Source organism: Actinoplanes sp. NPDC026623 (assembly GCF_040638275.1).
In the GTDB taxonomy this organism is placed as follows: domain Bacteria; phylum Actinomycetota; class Actinomycetes; order Mycobacteriales; family Micromonosporaceae; genus Actinoplanes.
Window position 1 is genome coordinate 1 of sequence record NZ_JBEZXZ010000154.1, and the last position, 21,470, is coordinate 21,470.

The 21,470-nt window shown below is 71.0% G+C and carries 17 protein-coding genes; 8 read left to right on the forward strand and 9 right to left on the reverse strand.

Features of this window, described 5'->3' with window-relative positions:
* The coding region (locus AB0F10_RS32850) for a hypothetical protein (protein WP_360633954.1) at positions 1 to 963 on the forward strand (963 nt) is incomplete at its 5' end.
* 1,111 nt (positions 964 to 2,074) lie between these two features.
* A complete protein-coding gene (locus AB0F10_RS32855) occupies positions 2,075 to 2,755 on the forward strand; it encodes a helix-turn-helix domain-containing protein (protein WP_360633957.1) in 681 nt (226 codons plus the stop codon).
* A 5-nt stretch (positions 2,756 to 2,760) separates the two neighbouring features.
* Here the strand turns inward: AB0F10_RS32855 and ccsB are convergent, their stop codons facing one another.
* From ccsB to hemL, 6 genes are read right to left on the reverse strand one after another with little or no spacing between them, the layout of a single operon-like run.
* Entirely contained in the window at positions 2,761 to 3,735 is a 975-nt protein-coding gene (gene ccsB / locus AB0F10_RS32860) for a c-type cytochrome biogenesis protein CcsB (RefSeq protein ID WP_360633960.1), read from the reverse strand.
* Positions 3,735 to 5,354: a cytochrome c biogenesis protein ResB gene (locus AB0F10_RS32865; RefSeq protein ID WP_360633963.1), complete on the reverse strand. Its 1,620-nt coding sequence runs from the start codon at positions 5,352 to 5,354 to the stop codon at positions 3,735 to 3,737. Before AB0F10_RS32865 ends, ccsB begins: the two co-directional genes overlap by 1 nt.
* The gene (locus tag AB0F10_RS32870) at positions 5,351 to 6,190 is read right to left on the reverse strand and encodes a cytochrome c biogenesis protein CcdA (protein WP_360633966.1); all 840 of its coding nucleotides are present in this window, start codon (positions 6,188 to 6,190) and stop codon (positions 5,351 to 5,353) included. Before AB0F10_RS32870 ends, AB0F10_RS32865 begins: the two co-directional genes overlap by 4 nt.
* Complete coding sequence (locus AB0F10_RS32875) at positions 6,190 to 6,759, reverse strand: TlpA disulfide reductase family protein (protein WP_360633969.1); 570 nt, start codon at positions 6,757 to 6,759, stop codon at positions 6,190 to 6,192. The genes AB0F10_RS32870 and AB0F10_RS32875 overlap by 1 nt, the downstream gene beginning before the upstream one ends.
* A complete protein-coding gene (locus AB0F10_RS32880) occupies positions 6,759 to 7,415 on the reverse strand; it encodes a histidine phosphatase family protein (RefSeq protein ID WP_360633972.1) in 657 nt (218 codons plus the stop codon). The genes AB0F10_RS32875 and AB0F10_RS32880 overlap by 1 nt, the downstream gene beginning before the upstream one ends.
* A complete protein-coding gene (gene hemL, locus AB0F10_RS32885) occupies positions 7,412 to 8,749 on the reverse strand; it encodes a glutamate-1-semialdehyde 2,1-aminomutase (protein ID WP_360633975.1) in 1,338 nt (445 codons plus the stop codon). Before hemL ends, AB0F10_RS32880 begins: the two co-directional genes overlap by 4 nt.
* Positions 8,750 to 8,894: 145 nt before the next feature.
* Between hemL and AB0F10_RS32890 the strand changes: the two genes are divergently transcribed.
* The gene (locus tag AB0F10_RS32890) at positions 8,895 to 9,251 is read left to right on the forward strand and encodes an STAS domain-containing protein (protein ID WP_360633978.1); all 357 of its coding nucleotides are present in this window, start codon (positions 8,895 to 8,897) and stop codon (positions 9,249 to 9,251) included.
* Positions 9,252 to 9,290: 39 nt separating this feature from the next.
* Positions 9,291 to 9,506: a hypothetical protein gene (locus AB0F10_RS32895; RefSeq protein WP_360633981.1), complete on the forward strand. Its 216-nt coding sequence runs from the start codon at positions 9,291 to 9,293 to the stop codon at positions 9,504 to 9,506.
* Positions 9,507 to 9,654: 148 nt separating this feature from the next.
* Here AB0F10_RS32895 and AB0F10_RS32900 read toward each other — a convergent pair whose 3' ends face one another.
* Together AB0F10_RS32900 and AB0F10_RS32905 are read right to left on the reverse strand one after the other, a co-directional pair.
* The gene (locus AB0F10_RS32900) at positions 9,655 to 10,203 is read right to left on the reverse strand and encodes a response regulator (protein ID WP_354724580.1); all 549 of its coding nucleotides are present in this window, start codon (positions 10,201 to 10,203) and stop codon (positions 9,655 to 9,657) included.
* A gap of 35 nt (positions 10,204 to 10,238) precedes the next feature.
* Positions 10,239 to 14,645 carry a HAMP domain-containing protein gene (locus tag AB0F10_RS32905; protein ID WP_360633984.1) on the reverse strand — a complete coding sequence of 1,469 codons (4,407 nt, stop codon included), beginning with the start codon at positions 14,643 to 14,645 and terminating at the stop codon, positions 10,239 to 10,241.
* 112 nt (positions 14,646 to 14,757) lie between these two features.
* Between AB0F10_RS32905 and AB0F10_RS32910 the strand changes: the two genes are divergently transcribed.
* The 3 genes from AB0F10_RS32910 to AB0F10_RS32920 are packed head-to-tail and all read left to right on the forward strand — an operon-like array spanning position 14,758 to position 18,029.
* On the forward strand, positions 14,758 to 16,767 hold the full coding sequence (locus AB0F10_RS32910) for a SpoIIE family protein phosphatase (protein WP_360633987.1): 2,010 nt from the start codon (positions 14,758 to 14,760) through the stop codon (positions 16,765 to 16,767).
* Positions 16,768 to 16,797: 30 nt separating this feature from the next.
* Positions 16,798 to 17,361 (forward strand): dihydrofolate reductase family protein, encoded by a 564-nt coding sequence (locus AB0F10_RS32915; RefSeq protein WP_360633990.1) that lies wholly within the window; start codon positions 16,798 to 16,800, stop codon positions 17,359 to 17,361.
* A 53-nt stretch (positions 17,362 to 17,414) separates the two neighbouring features.
* Positions 17,415 to 18,029, forward strand: a complete 615-nt coding sequence (locus AB0F10_RS32920; protein WP_360633993.1) for a dihydrofolate reductase family protein — start codon at positions 17,415 to 17,417, stop codon at positions 18,027 to 18,029.
* Here AB0F10_RS32920 and AB0F10_RS32925 read toward each other — a convergent pair.
* A complete protein-coding gene (locus AB0F10_RS32925) occupies positions 18,026 to 19,207 on the reverse strand; it encodes an FAD-binding oxidoreductase (protein WP_360633996.1) in 1,182 nt (393 codons plus the stop codon). The two genes, AB0F10_RS32920 and AB0F10_RS32925, sit on opposite strands and share 4 nt — an antisense overlap.
* Positions 19,208 to 19,336: 129 nt before the next feature.
* On the opposite strand from AB0F10_RS32925, the gene AB0F10_RS32930 reads away from it, so the two are divergent.
* Positions 19,337 to 21,424 carry a S9 family peptidase gene (locus AB0F10_RS32930; protein WP_360633999.1) on the forward strand — a complete coding sequence of 696 codons (2,088 nt, stop codon included), beginning with the start codon at positions 19,337 to 19,339 and terminating at the stop codon, positions 21,422 to 21,424.
* Positions 21,425 to 21,470: the final 46 nt, after the last annotated feature.

Here is a 21,470-nt window from a genome sequence, read left to right on the forward strand (position 1 = left end):
CGGGACGCCCCGGGTGCCTGCCGGGCGGCCGGGCGGATCCTGGAATCCGGCGTGCGGCCCGACCTGCTCCGCGGCAGCACCACCCCCAGCGGCTACCACCACCTGGGCGCGGGCACCGGCGGCGAGTGGCGCGGCGTCTCCGGCCGCATCTCGATCGTGGACGGTGGCGTCCGGCCGAACACGTACGACTTCGTGGCCGGCCGCTTCATGGTCAAGCGCGACATGGGCGGCGGCAGCATCGCCTGGCTGGAGGCCGGCTGGGCCGAGACCGGCTGGGCGGGCGCCGGCCGGCAGCACATCTACACCTTCAACACCAACACGAAGACCTGGCAGTTCTACGACCAGTACCTGCTCAGGCCGGGCGACAAGGCCTGGCTGGACCTGCACACGGATGCGGACAACGTGTGGCAGGCGTGGCTCTGGTGGGGCAACCGCTGGAACCTGCTCACCGCGCAGCGGCTGCCGATCGGTTCGAGCGCGTTCGTCGAGCAGTACGTCGAGGTGCACGTCGACTCGAGCCGGGCGGCGCGGGTGCCGGTGCCGCCGGTGACCGTGGACAACGTGCAGCTGCGCGCGCCGGGCGACGGCTCGTCGCGCTACTGGCGCGAGGACGTCGACACCCAGGTCGGCGGAACGGCCCAGCAGCGCTCCGCCGGCTTCTGCCTGAACTGGCTGACCCACTACGACACCTGGACGGCCGGGGACTGCCCGGACGGCGCCGGCGGCGGCGAGGTGGAGCCTTCCGCCGGCGCGGACACTGTCGGCGACGTCTCGCCGGACCAGGACCAGGACCAGGACGACAGTGGCACCGCGGCTCCGGCGCTCGGCGAGGCTGAGCGGCGCCCACTCTGCGTATCGAGGGGCCGCGCGGCCCCCGGCCCGGGAAAAGTCGGGGATGCGACACGCGGGAGCGCCGGTCCGGCGTGCCGGAAATTATCCGCAACGACTTACTTCAAGAACTGAATGTGTCACGTAGCGTGACGGTCGAGACGGACTATTCAGGACGATAGCACTGTAGCCGCTATAACCCCTATATCAGTCATAGCGGATCTCGATCCGTTGACCTTGCGCACCACGAAAAATCCTGCATTTGATGTGCTGAATTCAATCCGGAGAGTCGGCGATACCGGCCATTGCCAATGCCGGGATCGCGCGATTCCTAATGCCCGGAAGATGAGACCCGTTCGGGTTCGTATTCTCTGGCGATTCCCTCCGATGGCGTGCACCCAATGGTCCTCGACGGCGGCGGAAATCCGTAAGCGCTTCCGTAGGCGAATCGGTCCCGGCACGCGATCAGGTAGTCCTGATCATTTTGGAAATGGTGGCCGCCCCGGGACCGGGCACCCGCCGGCCGAGTGATCATCATCCCGGCCGGTTTCGCGCGGTTTCGCGATCGGACGATCATCATTTTTGACGATGCCCAGGTGGGGCCCGTAAATACACCTTTGGCGTTTCCCGATGTTGCGCGGAGGTAGCGCCCCGTGCGGGGCTTGCACCACCCTCTCCGTACGGTGAGCGGGGAGCGCGCCCGGACAGATGGCGCACGTTCCACCGCTGGTCTTGGGGCTCGATCCGCGCGGTCGGTATGGTTACCTCGCGGAGGTCCTCGAATTTCCGCCCGATGTTGCGTCTGGTTGGTCTCGGGCCGGCGTCGGATCAGCAGGACCCGGAAAGCCGCTATGGTGGCAGTCTTTCCGGAAGTGATTGAGGGGCCGGCGACGCGTCCTCGCGACGCATTTCCGGCCCCTTCGTCAATTACCCGGCGACCTACCCATGGGTAGCCCATTTCGCATTCTTCGGTTAAGAAGGTTCACCATGGACCGTACGTGCAACTTGCATCTACAGGCCACCCTTCTCGCCCCCGCGTAACGACGACAGAGCGTGGTGGAATACCTCGCCACCCTGGGGCACAATCAATCTCGGCGATACGGACCTGCCCACCATCAGGCCCATCACTTTCCTTGAGCCACGGCCCGAGACCACCCCATTCCGACCACCTTGCCGAAAGAGGCCCATCGGTGACTTCCCGTTACATCGACACACCACCGGCGTCCCGACCCGGAGGGCGGGCCTGATGACCCGCACAGCCGGCGGACCCGCCGCACCGGGCGGCGGGCGGCACCGCGCCGAGCGCTCCCCCGCCGCAACGCAGACGGAGTCACCCCGCGCGACGGGACGGCCGACCAGCGCCGCCCTCGCCCGCGAGCACGAACTGGCGCGGATGCGGGCCAAGCTGATGGACCCGGAGACCGCCGCCCGAGAGCTGGCCGAGCGGCTGACGTTCGCCCACGTCAACGCGGGCAAGCCCGCGCTGAGCGTGCTGGGCGAGGCCGTGCACTACAGCAAGGCGACGCTGTCCAAGGTCTTCGCCGGCAAGATGGTGCCGTCCTGGCCGCTGGTCGAGAACCTCGCCGTCGCGCTGCGGGTGCCGCCGCAGACCGTCGTGCAGGAGTGGCTGCACCTGTGGACCGCGGCCAACACGCTGCGCCGCAACACGGGCACCGGCCGGGACCACGCCGTCGTGCCGCTGCTGCCCGGCACCGCCGCGACGGCGGACGCGTCCGCGCGGGCCGGCTACACCTGCCCGAAGTGCGGCAGCTGGGTGGTCGACACGGCCCTGCACACCGACTGGCACATGCGGGTCGAGACCTCCGGCCGGCCGGCGCCCGACAGCGAATCGATCGACGGCGGCTGGAACGCGCCGTCCCGGGAGATCAGCCTGATCCGGGAGGCACTCGGCACCGAGGGCGATTGAACGGGCTACCCGCCGGCGTTGGCGTAGGAGTGCAGCCCCTCGAAGAACAGGTTGACGCCGAAGAGGTTCATCAGCATGGTCGCGAAGCCCACGAGAGCGATCCAGGTCGCCGTCGTGCGCTTGACGCTCGGGGTCGCGCGGGCGTGCAGGTACGCCGCGTAGACGACCCACGAGATGAACGCCCAGACCTCCTTGGGGTCCCAGCCCCAGTAGCGGCCCCACGACGCCTCGGCCCACAGCGGACCGGCGATCAGCGCGCCGAAGGTGAAGAGCGGGAAGGCGAACGCGTGCAGCCGGAACGTCAGCCGCTCGAGCGTCACCGCCGCCGGAACCTTCGCGCCCAGCGGGTACGGGAAGCGGCGCTTGCCCTGGTCGTGTCCCGTCTTGATGAGGAACATCGCGGCCGGCACCGCGCCGATCAGGAAGATGCCGGAGGACAGGATGATCGTCGAGACGTGGACGATGTACCAGTACGAGTTCAGCGCCGGAACCAGCGGGCCGACCGGCGTGTAGGCGATCAGCCCGGCCGCGCCGAGCAGCACCACCAGCGCGAGCGTCACGAACAGGCCCAGGTGCCGGACCGCCGGGCGGCGGGTCAGCACGCCCAGCCAGACCGCGGAACCGACGAGCGTCACCGCGATGATGAACTCGTACATGTTGCCCCACGGCATCCGGCCCGCCGCGAGACCGCGGGTCACCGCGGTGCCCAGGTGCAGGGCGAAGGCCAGCCAGTTGAGGCCGACGCCGATCAGGCCGAACAGGGCGCCGCGGTCCCGGCGCGCCACGGCGCCGGCGGCGACGTCGTAGTCGGCGGGAGGCTCGGCCGGCGCTCCGGCGCCGACCAGCTGCCGGGCCGGGCGCACCGCCGCGCGACCGATGTGGCTGCGGTCACCGAACGCGTACTCGGCGGCGTAGCAGACCATCGCGGCCAGATACGTCAGCACGGTCACGGCCATCAACTGGTTGGACCAATCCGCCATCACGGCGTCCTCTCATCCCGCACCGCGGCCACGACCTGCTCGAACTCCTCGGCGAAGCCCGGATAGTCGGTGCGCGGCAGGCCACCGGCCTCCATCAAACTACCGCCGCCGCCCGGCTCGGACGCCTCAGGGGGCGATACCCGGAACCACACCCGCCGGCGGTGCCCGGCCAGCGACAGCATCAGCCCCAGCAGGCCGATCGCCGCGCCGCCGAGCACCAGCGGCTGGGTGGGGTCGTAACGGATCGAGAGGGTGGCGAACTGCTGGGTGCCGAGGAACTCCAGCTTGCTGCCGTCGTCAAGGGTCCACGTCTGGCCGGCCGTGAGCCGCTGCGGCCGTGCGCCGCTGACCTGCTTGAGCTCGCCGTTGGCCAGTTGCCCGCGGTCCAGCGCGTAAACCGATCCGGGCAGGCCGGCGTCGACGCCCAGGTTGCCCCGGTACGCCGTCAGGAACAGCGCCGGCGAGCGCTCCGCCGGGAACACCGAGGTCGGGCTGCCGTTCGGGTCCACGGTGGGCAGATAGACGCCCTCGAAGGCGACCTGCAGGTCCTCGTTGCGCTTGTTCGTCTTGGGGTCGATGTTGACGTCCGGGAACTGCACGACGCCCTCGCTGGTCAGCATCTGATCGCGGGGCAGGAACGGCACGGTCTTGGTCTGCTGCTCGCCGTAGCGGTCGGTGAAGCGCAGGACCGGCGCGTAGCCGTGGCCCAGCAGGTGCACGTTGGCCTGGGGGAGGCGCAACGGGTGGTTGACCCGGAACTCGTCGGGCTTCCACGGCCCGTCCTGCTCGGTCTGCACCTCGACTCGGGCGCCGAACGACTTCGGCTGGCCGGTGTCCTGGTACGTCGCCACGAAGTCGGTCAGCCGCAGGCAGAAGAACGGCAGGTCAGACGCCTCGATGCGCGGGCCGAGCGAGGACTCGTCGTACTGCGTCACCGAGTTGCAGAAGCCCCGGTCGCTGCCCTGCACCAGCAGGCGGTTGCCGTGCCAGCCGTACCAGTTGCCGAAGCCGACCCCGACCAGCACCGCGAGCAGCGCGAAGTGGAAGAACAGGTTGCCGGTCTCCTTGAGGTAGCCCTTCTCGGCGGAGACCGTCCAGGCGCCGTCCGGCTGCTCGCGCACGACCGTGCGGAAGCGGCGGCGGCGCAGGCCCGCGGCGGCCGCCGCGGCCGCGGCGGCCGGGTCCCTGGGCCCCGCGACCGGAGCCGCATGCTGCGGCAGCCGCTCCAGGCGGCGAGGAGCGTCCGGGGGTACGGTGCGCAGCGCGCGGAGGTGGTCGAGCAGGCGCGGCACCACGCAGCCGACCAGCGACGTGAAGAGCAGCAGGTAGATGGCCGCGAACCAGGGCGAGGCGTAGACGCCGAACCCGCCGAGCCGGTCCAGGAACGGCGCCAGGTCCGGGTGCTCGCGGAAGTAGCCGACGACCTTCTCCGCGTTGACCGCGCGCTGCGGCAGCACCGAGCCCGGTATCGCCGCCACGGCCAGCAGGAAGAGCAGGACCAGCGCCGTACGCATGCTGGTGAGCTGCCGCCACGAGTTGCGCAGCAGCGCCCAGGCCCACACGGTCCGGCGCGGCGGCGGCTCGGCGGCGGGCGCCGGGCGCTGGTCGACGGCGGTCACAGCAGCGGTCCCGCGTCGAAGTTGAAGGTGGTCACCAGCCAGATCAGGAAGCTGTTCCAGCCGCCGGTGACCAGGGTGATCCCGACGGCGATGAGCAGCGCCCCGCCGATCCGGGTCACCCACCGGCTGTTGCGCCGGACGGCCTTGAAGACACCGAGCAGGTGCCGGAAGAAGAGCCCGAACAGCACGAACGGGACGCCCAGCCCCAGGCTGTACGCCAGGGCGAGCACCACCGCCCGGTCGGTCTGCCCGCTGGTGGTGGCCAGGCTCAGGACCGCGCCCAGCGTGGGGCCGGTGCAGGGCAGCCAGGAGAGGCCGAACAGCGCACCGAGGATCGGGGCGCCGGCCAGGCCGGCGTTCGGCAGCCACTTGACCCGGGCCTGGCCCTGCATGCCGGGTACCACGCCGAGGAACATCAGGCCGAGCACGATGACCAGCACGCCGAGCACGATGTTCAGCGTGCGCTCGTGGGTCTTGAGCGTCAGGCCGATGTTGGCGACCAGCGTGGCGATCAGCATGAAGACGACCGCGAAGCCGATCACGAACAGCACCGTCCCGGCGAGCACCCGGGCGCGGCCCCCGGTCCTCGCCTTCGGCGCCCTGGTCGCCACCGCCACGGATCCGTCCGCCGGCTCCGGGGCCGGCTCCGGCCTGGGCGCGACGCCCAGCGCGGCGTCGAGATCCGCGCCCGCCAGCCCGGTCACGTAGGAGAGGTAGCCCGGCATCAGCGGGAGCACGCACGGCGACAGGAAGCTGACCAGCCCGGCGATCGCCGCGGCGCCGATCGCCAGCAGCAGCGGGCCGCTGCTGGCCAGGTCGGCGAAGGTGGCGCCCATCAGCTGGCCCGCTCGGCGGCGATGCGCTCGACCAGCGGCTGCAACTCACCGACCGTCGTGGCCCGGCGCATGCCGGCGGCTATCCGGCCCTGCCGGTCGAGGATCAGCGTCGCCGGGGTGCCGACCTGGGTGACGTCGAACTTCAGCGCGACGCTGCCGTCGTCGTCGAAGATGCTCGGGTACGTGGCCCGGGTGCGCTCGAACGCCTTCGCCGAGTCCCGGTCGTCGCGCGAGTTGACGCCGATGAAGGTGACGTCCTTGGCCTTGGTCGCCTGGTACGTCTCCTCGAGGTCGTCGGCCTCGGCGCGGCACGGCGGGCACCACGAGCCCCAGAAGTTGACGACGACGACCTTGCCGCGGTCCTGCGCGACGTCGTAGTTGCCGCCGGTGAGCAGCTCACCGGTGACCTCGCGGGCGTCCGGGCGCTGATCAGGCGCGCACTCGATCACGCCGTCGGCGTTCGTCGTGCACTGCTTCTCCCAGCTCTCGCTGCCGCAGCCGGCCAGCACACCGGCCGCGACGACGGCGGTGAGACCGAACGCGGCAAGCCTGCGCACCTGGCGCGACATCAGGCCCCCTTGGCGGTCCGGGCGCCGGGCGACATCGCGATGAGGGCGGCGGCGGGCTCGGCGTACTCGATGCCGACGATTTTCGCATCCTCGAAGACGAACGACGTCAGGCTGGCCAGCCCGCACTGGCGGCGGCGCGGGTCGTGCCAGAGGCGCTTCTTCTCCACGTAGCGGCGCAGGGTCCAGATCGGCAGCTGGTGCGAGACGCAGACGGCCTCGTGTCCCTCGGCGGCGACCCGGGCGGCCTGCACCGCGGCGAACATCCGCTGGGCGATCACCAGGTAGGCCTCGCCCCAGGACGGGGTGATCGGGTCGCGCAGCACCCACCAGTGGCGCGGGTTGGTGAACGCGCCGTCGCCGACCGACACCCGCTTGCCCTCGAAGTAGTTCGCGCTCTCGATGAGCCGGGTATCGGTGGCCGTCTCGAGCCCGAACTGGGCCGCGAACGGCTCGGCGGTCTCCTGCGCGCGCTCCAGCGGGCTCGCCACCACGTGGGTCACGTCGCGGTCGGCGAGCGCCTCGGTGGCGGCCTTCGCCATCTGCCTGCCGAGCTCGGACAGGTGGAAGTCGGGCAGTCTGCCGTACAGGATCCCGCCCGGGTTGTGGACCTCGCCGTGCCGCAGCACGTGCACCGTGGTCCTGGTCGGCTTGCTCAAGCTGTACCTCCCCCTGCGGCCGCGGCCGCTCGCGCCGCCGCCGGCAGCGCCGCGCCGATCTGCTCCAACGCGGCGTCGTCCAGCGCCGCCGACACGAACCAGGACTCGAACGCACTCGGCGGCAGGTAGACGCCGCGGGAGAGCATCGCGTGGAAGAACGCCTTGAAGGCGCCCGCGTCCTGCTGCTTCGCCGTGTCGTAGTCCACGACGTCGATGTCCGCGAAGAAGATCGAGAACATGTTGCCGGCGAAGGACAGCCGGTGCGGGACGCCCGCGGTGTTCAGCGCGTCCGAGGTGAGGGCGCCGACGGTCGCGGAGAGCTCGTCGAGCCGCTTGTACACGGCGTCGTCGGCCAGCCGCAGGCTGGTCAGCCCCGCGGCGCAGGCCAGCGGGTTACCGGAGAGGGTGCCGGCCTGATAGACCGGCCCGGCGGGGGCCAGCCGGGACATGATCTCGGTGCGCCCGCCGAAGGCCGCGGCGGGCAGCCCACCACCCATGACCTTCCCGTACGTGAACAGGTCGGCGTCGACGGGCTCCAGCCCGGCCCAGCCGCCCGCGGAGACCCGGAAGCCGGTCATCACCTCGTCGACGATCAGCAGCGCGCCGTGCGCGTGCGCGATCTCGGCGAGCTTGGAGTTGAAGCCGTCCCGCGGCGCGATCACGCCCATGTTGCCGGCCGCCGCCTCGGTGATGATCGCGGCGATGTCGTCGTTGTCGCGGAACGCGGCCTCGACCGCGGCGACGTCGTTGTAGGGCAGCACGATGGTCTCGCTCGCCGCCGCGCCGGTCACCCCGGGCGAATCGGGCAGCCCGAGGGTGGCGACGCCGGAACCGGCCGCGGCCAGCAGCGCGTCGACGTGCCCGTGGTAGCAGCCGGCGAACTTCACGATCTTGCTACGCCCGGTGAAGCCCCGGGCCAGGCGGATCGCGGTCATCGTCGCCTCGGTGCCCGAGCTGACCAGGCGCACCTGCTCGACCGGCGTGCGCCGGACGATCTCCTCGGCCAGCTCGACCTCGCCCTCGGTCGGCGTGCCGAAGCTGGTGCCGCGCGCGGCCGCGGACTGCACGGCGGAGACGATCGCCGGGTGGGCATGCCCATGGATCAGCGGGCCCCACGAGCAGACCAGGTCCACGTAGCGGCGCCCGTCGGCGTCGACCATCCACGGGCCCTCGCCGAGCGCCATGAACCTCGGCGTCCCGCCCACTGCCTGGAACGCCCGCACGGGTGAATTGACCCCGCCGGGAACGATGGCCTTGGCGCGGTCGAACAGTGCCTGGGAGACCGGGGCCTCGTCCTGGTAGGGACTGCCCGCGGTGCGGTGTGAGGTGGTCACGGTGGGTCCTATTCTGTCAGCGCCCTCCGGCGACCGCTTTAGCAGCCCCGGAGCCGGGTTGTACAGGTCACGATCGGGGGTCCGCCGCGCCGATCCGGACCGTGTCCGACAGGCCGGTTTTCTGCGCTCGCGATAGGCTCGTCCGGTGGAGCGACCGGAGCTGTCCATCGCGGTTCAGCATGCCCCCGACGAGGTTGTGGTCCATCTCGCCGGTGAGATCGACGTGCTCACGGTGGCCAAGTTGTCGGCCATGGTCAACGAAATCCTCCTCGATCCGCCGGCCCGGATCATGCTGGACATGGCGGGCGTGACGTTCTGCGACTCGCAGGGCCTCGGCACGCTGGTGGTGCTCAGCCGCAAGGCCCAGCATGCCCGCGCGGTGCTCGCCCTGGCCAACGTGGGCGACTTCCTGCTCCGCGTCCTGGACATCACCGGCCTGCGCAGCGCCTTGATGATCTCCCCGGCCGGCGGCCAGCTCCGCAGCGAGGGCGCCGCGAGCTGAAGCCGCTACGTCCTGTTCTCGTCGCACGCGACGCACCTCGTGGCGGGCGACACGAACGGGAACGTGGACGCCTTCGTGCACGACCGGGAGACCGGCGCCACGACCCGGGTCTCCGTGGCGAGCGACGGGGCCGAGGCCGAGGACGGCGCCTTCTACGCGGGCCTCAGCGCGAACGGTCGCTATGTGACATTCATCTCCGGGTCACCCAGGTCGCGGCGGACGTCTTCCGGTTCGACCGGGTCGCCGGCACCCTGACGCGGATCTCCCGGGACCTCACCCCCGTCGCGGGGCAGTGGCTGCCGACGGGCTCGACGGCGGCCGCGATCAGCGGCGACGGGCGGTACGTCAGCTACGACTCGGGCGCCACGGACCTGGTTCGTCTCGCGCCGGGGCTGACCGGCGCTCAGTTGCCCCAGCGGGCCTTCTCCAGCAGCTCAAGGGCCTCGCCTGCGGCGTCGTCGCCCCCGACTCGCAGCGTGCGGGCGGCCTCGTCCACCAGGTCGGTCAGGCGCTGCCACTGCGCGTCGCGCTCGCGGCTCGCCTCCGCTTGGGCCTTGAGCTGCTGGGTCTTGGTCCACAACTCGACGAAGACGGACACCTTCGCGCGCAGCACCCACGGGTCGAACGGCTTCGTCAGGTAGTCCACCGCGCCGACCGCGTAGCCGCGCAGCGCAAGCTGCGCGTCGCGGTCGGCCGCGGTGAGGAACAGGATCGGCACGTGCCGGGTGCGCTCGCGGCGCTTGATGTGGCCGGCCGTCTCGAAGCCGTCCATATTGGGCATCTGCGCGTCGAGCAGGATCACCGCGAAGTCGTCGACCAGAAGCTGCTTGAGCGCCGCCTCGCCGCTCTCCACCGCCACCGCCTGCACCGGGAGGCCCTGCAGGATCGCCTCCAGCGCCAGCAGGTTGTCGCGGCGGTCGTCGACCAGTAGTGCCTTGGCTCGCTCAGCCACCCTGTCCGACCTCCCCGCCGCCACCCTTGACCCGACTAAAGGCCATGCTCGCTCTCCGTCCCGGTCGTGTCGGACGCGTTCACCCATCGGGCCATCAGCTCGATCAGCTCGTCGAGGTCGACGGGTTTGGTGATGTAGTCGCTGGCGCCCGCGGCGAGCGCCGACTCGCGGTCGCCGGGCATAGCCTTCGCCGTCAGGAAGACTACCGGCAGGTCCGCAAAACGCTGATTGCGGCGAATTCCGCGGGTGGTCTCGTAGCCGTCCTGCTCCGGCATCATCGCGTCCATCAGCACGATGTCGACCTCGGGGTGTTCGGCCAGCAGCCGGACGCCGTCGACGCCGTTGTCGGAGTAGAGCACGTTCAGGCCGTGCATCTCGAGGGCGCTGGTCAGCGCGAAGACGTTGCGGACGTCGTCGTCGACGATCAGCACCGTCGCGCCGTCGAGCTGGCGGCTCGCCGGGCTGACCTGGGGGCTCTCCACCTCCGGGTGGGTGGTGATCAGGGGCAGGTCCAGGGACGTGAGCGCGGCGCGGCGCGGCGGCATCGCCGGCTCCGGCGACAGCGGCGGCAGCGCCGGCGCCGGGATCGCGTCGGCGACCAGGGCGTCCGGCATGTAGAGCGTGAAGGTGGAGCCCTCGCCGGGCGCGGAGGAGACGACGATCGTGCCGCCGAGCAGCGCCGCGAACTCCCGGCTGATCGACAGGCCCAGGCCGGTGCCGCCGTACTTGCGGCTGGTCGTGCCGTCGGCCTGCTGGAACGCCTCGAAGATCAAGCTGAGCTTCTCGTCCGAGATGCCGATGCCGGTGTCGGTCACCGCGAACGCCACCACCTGGCCGGCCGCGGCCAGACCCGGGATGTCGAAGTCCAGGTGGGCCGGCGCGGGATAGATGCTCAGCGTCACCGAGCCCTGGTCGGTGAACTTGACCGCGTTGGAGATCATATTGCGCAGGATCTGCTGGAGCCGCTGCGCGTCCGTGACGATCGACTCGGGCAGGTCGGCCGAGACCTCCACCCGGAAGTCGAGGCCCTTCTCCTCGGCCTGCGGGGTGAAGGCCTGCTCGACATAGCTGCGGACGCCGTCGAAGTCGACCTGGTCGGGCTCGACGTCCATCCGGCCCGCCTCGATCTTGCTGAGGTCGAGGATGTCGTCGATCAACGACAGCAGGTCCGAGCCGGCGCTGTGGATCGTGCGGGCGAATTCGATCTGCTTCTCGGTCAGGTTGTGATCGGAGTTGTCGGCCAGCAGCCGCGCCAGCAGCAGCAGCGAGTTGAGCGGCGTGCGCAGCTCGTGGCTCATGTTCGCCAGGAACTCGGTCTTGTACGCCGACGCCCGGGACAGCTGCTGTGCCTTCTCCTCGAGGCCGAGCCGGGCCAGCTCGATCTCCCGGTTCTTCGTCTCGATGTTCGCCTTCTGCTCGCTGAGCAGCTGCGCCTTGTCCTCCAGCTCGGCGTTGGTGCGCTGCAGCTCTGCCGACTGGTCCTGCATCTCGCGGGCCAGGCGCTGCGACTGCGACAGCAGCTCCTCGGTGCGCCGGTTGGCCTGGATGGTGTTGAGCACGACGCCGATGGTCGCGACCAGCCGCTCGAGGAACGTCAGGTGCAGCCCGGAGAACGCGGCCACCGACGCGAACTCGATCACGCCGAGCATCTCGCCCTCGAAGAGCACCGGCAGCACCACCAGGTCGTTCGGCGGCATCGACATGAGACCCGAGCGCATCGTCAGGATGCCGTCATAGGTCGCCCGGACCCGGATGGTGCGGCGGGAGACGGCGGCCTGGCCGACGAGCCCCTCGCCGGGGCCGAACGTCACCTCGTGGTTGCGGGCCACATAGCCGTAGGACGCCGTGAGGCGCAGCCGCATCACGGCTTCCTCGTGGTCGACCATGAAGAACGCGCCGAGCTGCGCGTCCACCAGGGGCGTCACCTCGGTCATGATCATCCGGCAGACCTCGCCGAGGTCGCGCTGGCCCTGCAGCAGCCCGCCGATGCGTGCCAGGTTGGAGTCCAGCCAGCCCTGCTCGGCGTTCGTCTTGGTGGTCTCCCGCAGCGTCACGATCATCTGGTTGATGTTGTCCTTGAGCTCGGCCACCTCGCCCTGGGCCTCGACGGCCACGCTCTGGGTCAGGTCGCCGCGGGTCACGGACGTGGACACCTGGGCGATGGCGCGCAGCTGGATGGTCAGCGTGGAGGCGAGCTGGTTGACGTTGTCGGTCAGGTCGCGCCACGTACCGGAGACGCCCTTGACCTCGGCCTGCCCGCCGAGCTTGCCCTCGATGCCGACCTCCCGGCCGACCCGGGTGACCTCGCCCGCGAACGAGGAGAGCTGGTCGACCATCGTGTTGACGGTGTCCTTGAGCTCGAGGATCTCGCCGCGGGCGTCGACGGTGATCTTCTGCGACATGTCGCCCTTCGCGACGGCCGTGGTGACCGAGGCGATGTTGCGGACCTGGGCGGTCAGGTTCGACGCCATGTAGTTGACGTTGTCGGTCAGGTCGCGCCAGGTGCCGGCCACCCCGCGCACCTGCGCCTGACCGCCGAGCTTGCCCTCGGAGCCGACCTCGCGGGCCACCCGGGTCACCTCGTCGGCGAACGACGACAACTGGTCGACCATCGTGTTGACCGTCGACTTCAGCTCCAGGATCTCGCCCTGGGCGTCGACCGTGATCTTCTGCGAGAGGTCACCGCGGGCGACCGCGGTGGAGACCTGCGCGATGTTGCGGACCTGGGCGGTCAGGTTCGACGCCATCGAGTTGACGTTGTCGGTCAGGTCGCGCCAGGTGCCGGCCACCCCGCGCACCTGCGCCTGACCGCCGAGCTTGCCCTCGGTGCCCACCTCGCGGGCCACCCGGGTCACCTCGTCGGCGAACGACGACAACTGGTCGACCATCGTGTTGACCGTCGACTTCAGCTCCAGAATCTCGCCGCGGGCGTCAACCGTGATCTTCTGGCCCAGGTCGCCCTTCGCCACCGCGGTGGTGACCGAGGCGATGTTCCGGACCTGGCTGGTCAGGTTGGAGGCCATGTAGTTGACGTTGTCGGTCAGGTCGCGCCACGTACCGGAGACGCCCTTGACCTCGGCCTGACCGCCGAGCTTGCCCTCGGAGCCGACCTCGCGGGCCACCCGGGTGACCTCGTCGGCGAACGACGACAGCTGGTCGACCATCGTGTTCATGGTGTTCTTCAGCTCGGCGATCTCGCCGCGGGCATCGACCGTGATTTTCTGCGAAAGGTCACCCTTGGCGACCGCGGTGGACACCTGGGAGATGTTGCGGACCTGGTCGGTGAGGTTGGCGGCGAGCTGGTTGACGTTCTCGGTGAGGTCGCGCCAGGTGCCGGAGACGCCGCGCACCTGGGCCTGACCGCCCAGCCGGCCCTCGGTGCCCACCTCGCGGGCCACCCGGGTCACCTCGTCGGCGAACGACGACAGCTGGTCGACCATCGTGTTGACGGTGTCCTTCAGCTCGAGGATCTCGCCCTGGGCGGCCACCGTGATCTTCTGCGACAGGTCACCCTTGGCGACGGCGGTGGACACCTGGGCGATGTTGCGGACCTGGCTGGTCAGGTTGGACGCCATCGAGTTGACCGAGTCGGTGAGGTCCTTCCAGGTGCCGGCCACGTTGGGCACGTCGGCCTGGCCGCCGAGCTTGCCCTCGGTGCCCACCTCGCGGGCCACCCGGGTCACCTGCTCGGCGAAGAGCCGCAGGGTGTCGGTCACGCCGTTCATCGTGTCGGCCAGCTCGGCGACCTCGCCGCGCGCCGAGACCGTGATCTTCTGCGACAGGTCACCGCGGGCCATCGCCGTCGCGACCTGCGAGATCGAACGGACCTGATGGGTCAGGTTGGACGCCATCGTGTTGACGGAGTCGGTGAGGTCCTTCCAGGTGCCGGCGACGCCGCGGACGTCGGCCTGGCCGCCCAGCTCACCCTGCGTGCCCACCTCGCGGGCCACCCGGGTCACCTCGTCGGCGAACGACGACAGCTGATCGACCATCGTGTTGACGACGCGGCCGATCCTGAGGAATTCACCCCTGAGTGGACGCCCGTCCATCTCCAGCGCCATGTGCTGCGACAGATCGCCGTCCGCAACGGCCACGATGACCCGGGAGATCTCGGTGGTCGGGCGGCCCAGATCGTCGATCAGCGAGTTGACCGAGCGGGCGCTGTCCGCCCAGGCGCCGTCGAGGCCCTCCTCGTCCAGCCGCTCGGTCAGCCGGCCGTCGCGTCCCACGATGCGGCTGATCCGGCGCACCTCCAGGTTCTGCCGCTCCTGCAGCGACACGACCTCGTTGAACGCGTCCGCGACCTCGCCCGCGATCCCGCCGCGCCGAGGCAGGCGCACCTTGAGATCGCCGCGCCGGACGCGGCTCAGGGCCTCGGCCAGCTCGCCGAGCACGGCGGTCTCGTCCGGCGCGCCGACATTGACCGGTTTGGTCGCAGTCATGCTGTCCTCACTCGCTGTCCAACGGCTGGGGCGATCCATCATCCCTCGTTCCACCGGCTCAATGCGAGGTGCGGCTTTGTGCAACCACCCGTCGGCGGGGGAGGATGCAGGCGTGTCGGTGGAGGCGGGACATGCTTCGAGCGCCCTTGTGCGCCGCGTACGCCTGCCCAACGACCGGCGGACGCCCGCCGCGGCGCGTGCGCTGGTCCGCACGGTGCTCGAGGAGGCCGGGCTGGACGCCCTGGTCAACGAGGCGTTGCTGCTGACCACCGAGCTCTCCACCAACGCGGTCGTGCACGCCGGCACCGAGCTGGACATCGAGGTCGAGGCCGACCAGGGCGGGCTCACCGTCACGGTCACCGACTTCGCGCCGGGCCCGGTCGAGCAGCTCGCGGTGGGTCCGCGCAACGACAAGGGCGAGATCGGCGAGGTAGCGGAGCGTGGCCGCGGGCTGCTACTCGTCGATCACTTCGCGAGCCGCTGGGGCACCGTGCACGAGGGCACCGGCAAGGGCGTCTGGTTCCGGCTGGTGCGTAAAGGCCCACCCGGCACCGACCCGGTCGCCGCCGAAGGCGACGCCAGGCCGACCGTCGGCGAGCTCACCTCGCTGCTGCAGATCGGGCCCGAGCGGCAGACCGAGGACGGCCTGGCCGAGTTCGCCACCGAGCTGCTGTCCCGGCTGGCCCGGCTCACCGGCGCAACCGGCGGCGTCGTCCGGCTCGACCACGGCGACGGCGGCGGCCGGCAGCTGCTGGCCCGGCACGGCCGCGCACCCCGCGACGACGCCGAGACGATCCGGGTGCCGCTGACCGTCCAGCGGCCGTACTCGGGCGAGCTCGAGCTGGACGCCTCGCCCGCCGGCTACGCGCAGCCGCTGGCGACCATCGTCGCCGAACGCTTCTCGCTGCACCTGGAGAACGACCGGCTGCGCCGCGCCGACCTGCGCCGGCAGACCTGGCTGACGTTCCTCGCCGAGGCCAGCGAGCTGCTCGCGCAGTCGCTCGACGTCAACCTGACGATGGCGCTGATCCCGCAGCTGGTGGTGCCGCGGCTGGGCCAGTGGTGCGCGGTGCACACCACCGACGCCTGGGGCCGGCTGCAGCTCGCCGCGGCCACCCACGCCGACGAGGGCGCGGTGCCGCAGTTGCACGCCGCGCTCGCCGAGACCGGGCCGGACTCGATCCTGGCCCGGCTCGAGGAGGCCTCCCGGCTGGGCCAGCAGGCCATGTTCGGCACGCCGCCCGAGGGATTCGCGGTGCCGCTGGTCGCGCGTGGACAGCGGCTCGGCACGCTCGCGGTCGGCCGGCACCTGCGGCACCGGCACGACGGGGACGAGGTCGCCGTCCTGGAGGACGTCGCCCGGCGCGCGGCGCTGGCCATCGACAACGCGCGGATCCACGACGAGCGGCGCAAGGTCGCCCGCACGCTGCAGGCCTCGCTGCTGCCGCCGGCGCTGCCGCACGTGCCGGGCATCGGCTTCGCCGCCGAGTACGTGCCGACGGGTTCCGAGGTCGGCGGCGACTTCTACGACGTCGTCGCGGCCGGCGACGACAGCTGGCTCGTGGTCGTGGGCGACGTGTCCGGCAAGGGCGTGCAGGCCGCCACGGTGACCGGCCTGGTCCGCGACGTCATCCGGATCCTGGTCGACGACCGCAAGCCGATGACGGAGATCCTCTGCCGGGTCAACCGCACGCTGGTGCAGCGCGGCGGCGGGCGCTACTGCACGCTGGCCATGGCCTCCGTCGCGCGGTCGGGCGACAACCTGGACGTCTGCCTGCACCTGGCCGGCCACGACCGCGCCGTCCTGGTGCGCGCCGACGGCAAGACGTCGTTCGTCGGCGAGGGCGGAACCGCGCTCGGCCTGCTCGAGACGATCACCTCGCCGGACGCGCCGGTGACCCTGTACCCGGGCGACTCGTTGATCTTCTACACCGACGGCGTCACCGAACGACGCCGCGGCCGCGAGCTGTTCGGCACCGGCCGCCTGCGCGACGCGGCGACGCCGCTCGCGGGCTACCCCGCGGACGTGATGGCGGCCCGGCTGCGCTCGACCACGATCAACTTCTCGGTCGAGGAACCCCGCGACGACATCGCCATCCTGGTTCTGCGCAACGACGCCTGAAGTGTCGTACCGCCCTGGAAAGGTGGTCCCGTGCCGAAAACCCAGTTCTACACCGCGACCACGATCGACGGATTCATCGCCGACGAGAACAACTCGCTCGACTGGCTCTTCGCGGCCGACAGCGACCCCGGCAGCAACCCGTTCGCCGCGTTCTTCGCCGAGGTCGGCGCGTTCGCGATGGGCGCGACCACCTACGAGTGGGTGATGGAGCACGACAAGCTCGAGCAGCAGCCGATCAAATGGACCGACTACTACGGCGACGTGCCGGCCTGGGTCTTCACCCACCGCACGCTGCCGTCGATCCCGGGCGCGGACCTGACCTTCGTGCGGGGTGATGTGCGCCCGGTGCACGAGGCGATGGTGTCCGCGGCGGGCGGCAAGAACGTCTGGCTGGTCGGCGGCGGCGAGCTGGCGGGGTCGTTCGCGGACGCGGGCCTGCTCGACGAGATCATCCTCGGGGTGGCGCCGGTGTCGCTGGGCGCGGGCGCGCCGCTGCTGCCGCGGCGGATGGAGTCGTCACGCCTGACGCTGACCGGGGTCGAGCAGCGCGGCCAGTTCGCCTATCTGACCTATGCCGTAGGCCCGCCCGCCTAGGGCCGTGGCAAATTCGCCCATTTTGTCGGCTAGGCCGTGGCATCGTGACTGTCGTGGCAAAGACGCAGTACTACACGGCGACCAGCGTCGACGGCTTCACCGCCGATCTGGACAATTCGCTCAGTTGGCTGTTCGACGTCGACGAGGGCACGGACAATCCGTTCGGCGCCTTCTTCTCCGGCGTCGGGGCGTTCGCGATGGGCGCGGCCACCTACGAATGGGTGCTGAAGAACGACAACGTCATGGCGGAGCCGGGAAACTGGCACGACATGTACGGCGACGTTCCCTGCTGGGTCTTCACCCACCGCGACCTGCCGGTGGTCCCGGACGCCAGCATCTTCATGGTCAGCGGCGACGTGCGGCGGGTGCACGAGGCGATGGTCGTGGCCGCGCAGGGCCGCAACGTCTGGCTGGCCGGCGGCGGCGAACTGGTGGCCGAGTTCTCGGACGCCGGCCTGCTCGACGAGATCATCCTGGCCGTCGCCCCGGTCCTGCTGTGCGACGGCACTCCCCTGCTGCCGCGCCGCCTGACCTCGCAGCAGCTTGCGCTGACCCACGTCGCCCAGATGGGCGCGTTCGCGTATCTCACCTACGCCGTGGGGTCCCTGGCACAACTGGGCCGCCACCTGGCCGCGGACGCCCTGTCCCGCGAAGACGCATACCGCTAGAACAGGTCCCGGCGGCCGGCCATGTCGATGTTGGTGCTGATCGCCGAGGGTGCCGTGATCACCACGCACCTGCCGCCCCGGGCCAGCAGCACCCCGCGCACCGCGTCCAGTATCCCCTCCACCCGCTCGGCCGTCAGCGTCCCCGCGAGCACCGCGTGCACGGTGCCCCGCCCCGCCGACCCGCGCACCGGCACCCCGGCGCCGGTCGCGTCGCGCAGCGCGTAGACCGCCGCGTGCAGGTCCGCGATGGCAACCGTGATCCGCAACGCCACGTCCTCGCGCTCGAACGGGTATCGGCCCCACCATCTCGGCGCGGTGGCAGAGACGGTCGCCGCGGCGCCCAGCGACTTCGCTACCTGCTGCGCCCGGTCGGCCACGTCGGCCGCGCCGCCCTCCAGCAGCACCGCCACCGACCCCGGCGGCTGGGCCGTCGCCCGCCCGCCGACCGCGGCCGGGCCGGGCAGGTCGACCTCGATCGCGCTCGGCTCGGCCCGCTGGGCCAGCGCCTCCTCGACCAGGTGATGCACCTGCAGCGGCGTCGAGACCGGCACCAGCACCCAGCGGCGGGCCGCCGGCAGGGGCCGCAGCCACATCCGCGCCGACAGGATCACGCCGTCCACCTCGGCGATGCCGGGCCGGCCGTCCTCGCCGTCGGACTCGCCGGCCACGCCCTCGCGGTCGACATAGGTGATCCGGTCGACCTGGGCCGCCGGGGTGCCGAAGCGGTGGCGCAGCGGGCCCGACTCGTTGACGGCGAGCATGCCGCCGATCGTCGCGCCCGGCGAGGGCGGGTCGACCGCGAGGCGCCGGCCGGTCAGGGCCAGGGCCGCCTGCACGGCCCGGACCGGGGTGCCGGATCCGATCTCCGCCGTCGGGCTGTCCGGCTGGTGGTCCCAGACGCCGCCCAGCCGCCCCGTGTCCAGCACCATGTCGATGCCGCGCGGCGGCGCACCCCAGTCGATTTTGGATCCGGAGCCGCGCGGGACGACGGCCAGGCCGCGCTCCGCCGCCAGCCGCAGCGTGTCCGTCGCCGCCCGCGTGGTGGCCGGCGCCGCGACGAAGCTCGCCAGATGCCCGGCGACCATGTCGGCCGCGCCGGCCTCGCGGGCGAAGTCCGGCCCGCAGATGTCGATCAGCGCGCGGAGCAGGGGCTCCCGGCCGGGTAGAGCAGTCACCATTCGCTACCCCTCACCTGGTTGCACCCCTGAAGATCGTCCACTCTGGCATATCGTACACACGTTCGAATAGCCTGGGGAGAGGCGCATGTCCAGGCAATGATCAGCAACCTGCCGGTAACGTGGTTCACCGTGACCACCGACATACCCACGACCCCGCCCGCGGTACGCCAAGTGCCCTCCGAGCGCACCTTCCACGGCGACGCCGTCGCCGACGAGTTCGCCTGGCTCGCCAAGAAGGACGACCCGGAGACGATCGCATACCTCGAGGCGGAGAACGCCTGGACCGAGGCGGCGACCGCGCACCTGGCCACCCTGCGGTCCACGGTCTTCGACGAGATCAAGGGCCGCACGCAGGAGACGGATCTGTCGGTGCCGAGCCGCAAGGGCGGCCACTGGTATTACACCCGCACCGTGGAGGGCAAGCAGTACGGCATCCAGTGCCGCGTCGCGGCCGCGCCCGGCGACATCGACCCGCCGGCCACCGGCGAGGGCGCGCCGCTGCCCGGCGAGGAGGTGCTGCTCGACGGCAACGAACTCGCCGAGGGCAAGGAGTTCTTCGCGCTCGGCACCTTCGACGTGTCGCCGAGGGGCGACCGCCTGGCGTTCTCTGTGGACTTCGACGGCGACGAGCGGTTCACGCTGAAGGTCAAGGACCTGAGCACCGGCGAGGTGCTGGCCGACGAGGTGCCGGACACCTTCTACGGCAGCGCCTGGTCGGCGGACGGCTCGACGCTCTTCTACACCACCGTCGACGACGCCTGGCGCCCCAACAGGGTGTGGCGGCACACGGTCGGCCGGCCCGCCGCCGACGACGCCGTGGTCTACGAGGAGACCGACGAGCGCTTCTGGGTCGGCGTCGAGCTGAGCCGCAGCGAGAAGTTCATCGTCATCGACTCCAACAGCAAGATCACCAGCGAGATCCGGGTCATCGACGCCGCCGCGCCGACGGCCGAGCCGGCGCTGATCCGCGAGCGGGTGCAGGGCGTCGAGTATTCGATCGAGCACCACGGGCACCGCTTCCTCATCCTGCACAACGAGAACGCCGAGGACTTCGCCGTCTCTTACACGTCGGTGGACAATCCCGGCGACTGGGTGGAGCTGATCCCGCACCAGCAGGGCACCCGGCTCGAGTCGGTCGACGCGTTCCAGCGGCACATCGTCATCTCGCAGCGCCGCGACGGGCTCACCGGCCTGCGGGTGATGGCCGACGGCAGCACCGACAGCTACGACATGGAGTTCCCGGAGCCGATCTACAGCGTCGGTCTCGCCGGAAACCCGGAGTACGACACCAACATCGTGCGGATCAGCTACACCTCGATGGTCACGCCCGACTCGGTCTACGACGTAAACCTGATCACCCGGGCGATGGTGCTGCGCAAGCAGAAGCCGGTGCTCGGCGGGTTCGACCCGGAGAACTACGAGCAGTTCCGCGAGTGGGCGACCGCCGCCGACGGCACCAGGGTGCCGATCTCCGTCGTCGCGCGCAAGGGCACGCCGCGCAACGGCACGGCCCCGCTGGTGCTGTACGGCTACGGCTCCTACGAGATCAGCATGGACCCGTACTTCTCCATCGCCCGCCTCTCGCTGCTGGACCGCGGCGTCGTCTTCGCCATCGCGCACATCCGCGGCGGCGGCGAGATGGGCCGGCGCTGGTACGAAGAGGGCAAGATGCTCACGAAGAAGAACACCTTCACCGACTTCGTGGCCGCCGCCGGCGCGCTGGTGGCCGGGGCGTGGACGTCGACGGACCGGCTGGTCGCCCGCGGCGGCTCGGCCGGCGGGCTGCTGATGGGCGCGGTCGCGAACATCGCGCCGGAGGCCTTCGCCGGCATCGTCGCGCAGGTGCCGTTCGTCGACCCGCTGACGTCCATCCTGGACCCGTCGCTGCCGCTGACGGTCACGGAGTGGGAGGAGTGGGGCAACCCGCTCGAGAGCGCCGACGTGTACGCGTACATGAAGTCCTACAGCCCGTACGAGAACGTCGCGAAGCTGAAGTATCCGGCGATCCTCGCCGTCACCGGCCTGAACGACACCCGCGTGCTCTACCACGAGCCGGCCAAGTGGATCGCGCGGCTGCGGTCGGTCGCGCCCGACGGCTCGTACCTGCTCAAGACCGAGATGGGCGCCGGACACGGCGGGCCGAGCGGCCGCTACGACTCCTGGAAGGAGGAGGCGTTCGTGACCGCCTGGATCCTGGACCGGGTCGGCCTGGCCTGAGGCGTCGTGGGGCGGCCCGCGCGGCGCCGGCGCCCGCCGGCGGCGG

Bases quoted from the DNA above. Each gene is read 5' to 3' on its own strand.
- AB0F10_RS32925 (WP_360633996.1), bottom strand. From the start codon at position 19,207: ATGGTGACTGCTCTACCCGGCCGGGAGCCCCTGCTCCGCGCGCTGATC.
- AB0F10_RS32875 (WP_360633969.1), bottom strand. From the start codon at position 6,759: ATGTCGCGCCAGGTGCGCAGGCTTGCCGCGTTCGGTCTCACCGCCGTC.
- AB0F10_RS32855 (WP_360633957.1), top strand. From the start codon at position 2,075: ATGACCCGCACAGCCGGCGGACCCGCCGCACCGGGCGGCGGGCGGCAC.
- AB0F10_RS32870 (WP_360633966.1), bottom strand. From the start codon at position 6,190: ATGGGCGCCACCTTCGCCGACCTGGCCAGCAGCGGCCCGCTGCTGCTG.
- AB0F10_RS32905 (WP_360633984.1), bottom strand. From the start codon at position 14,645: ATGACTGCGACCAAACCGGTCAATGTCGGCGCGCCGGACGAGACCGCC.
- ccsB (WP_360633960.1), bottom strand. From the start codon at position 3,735: ATGGCGGATTGGTCCAACCAGTTGATGGCCGTGACCGTGCTGACGTAT.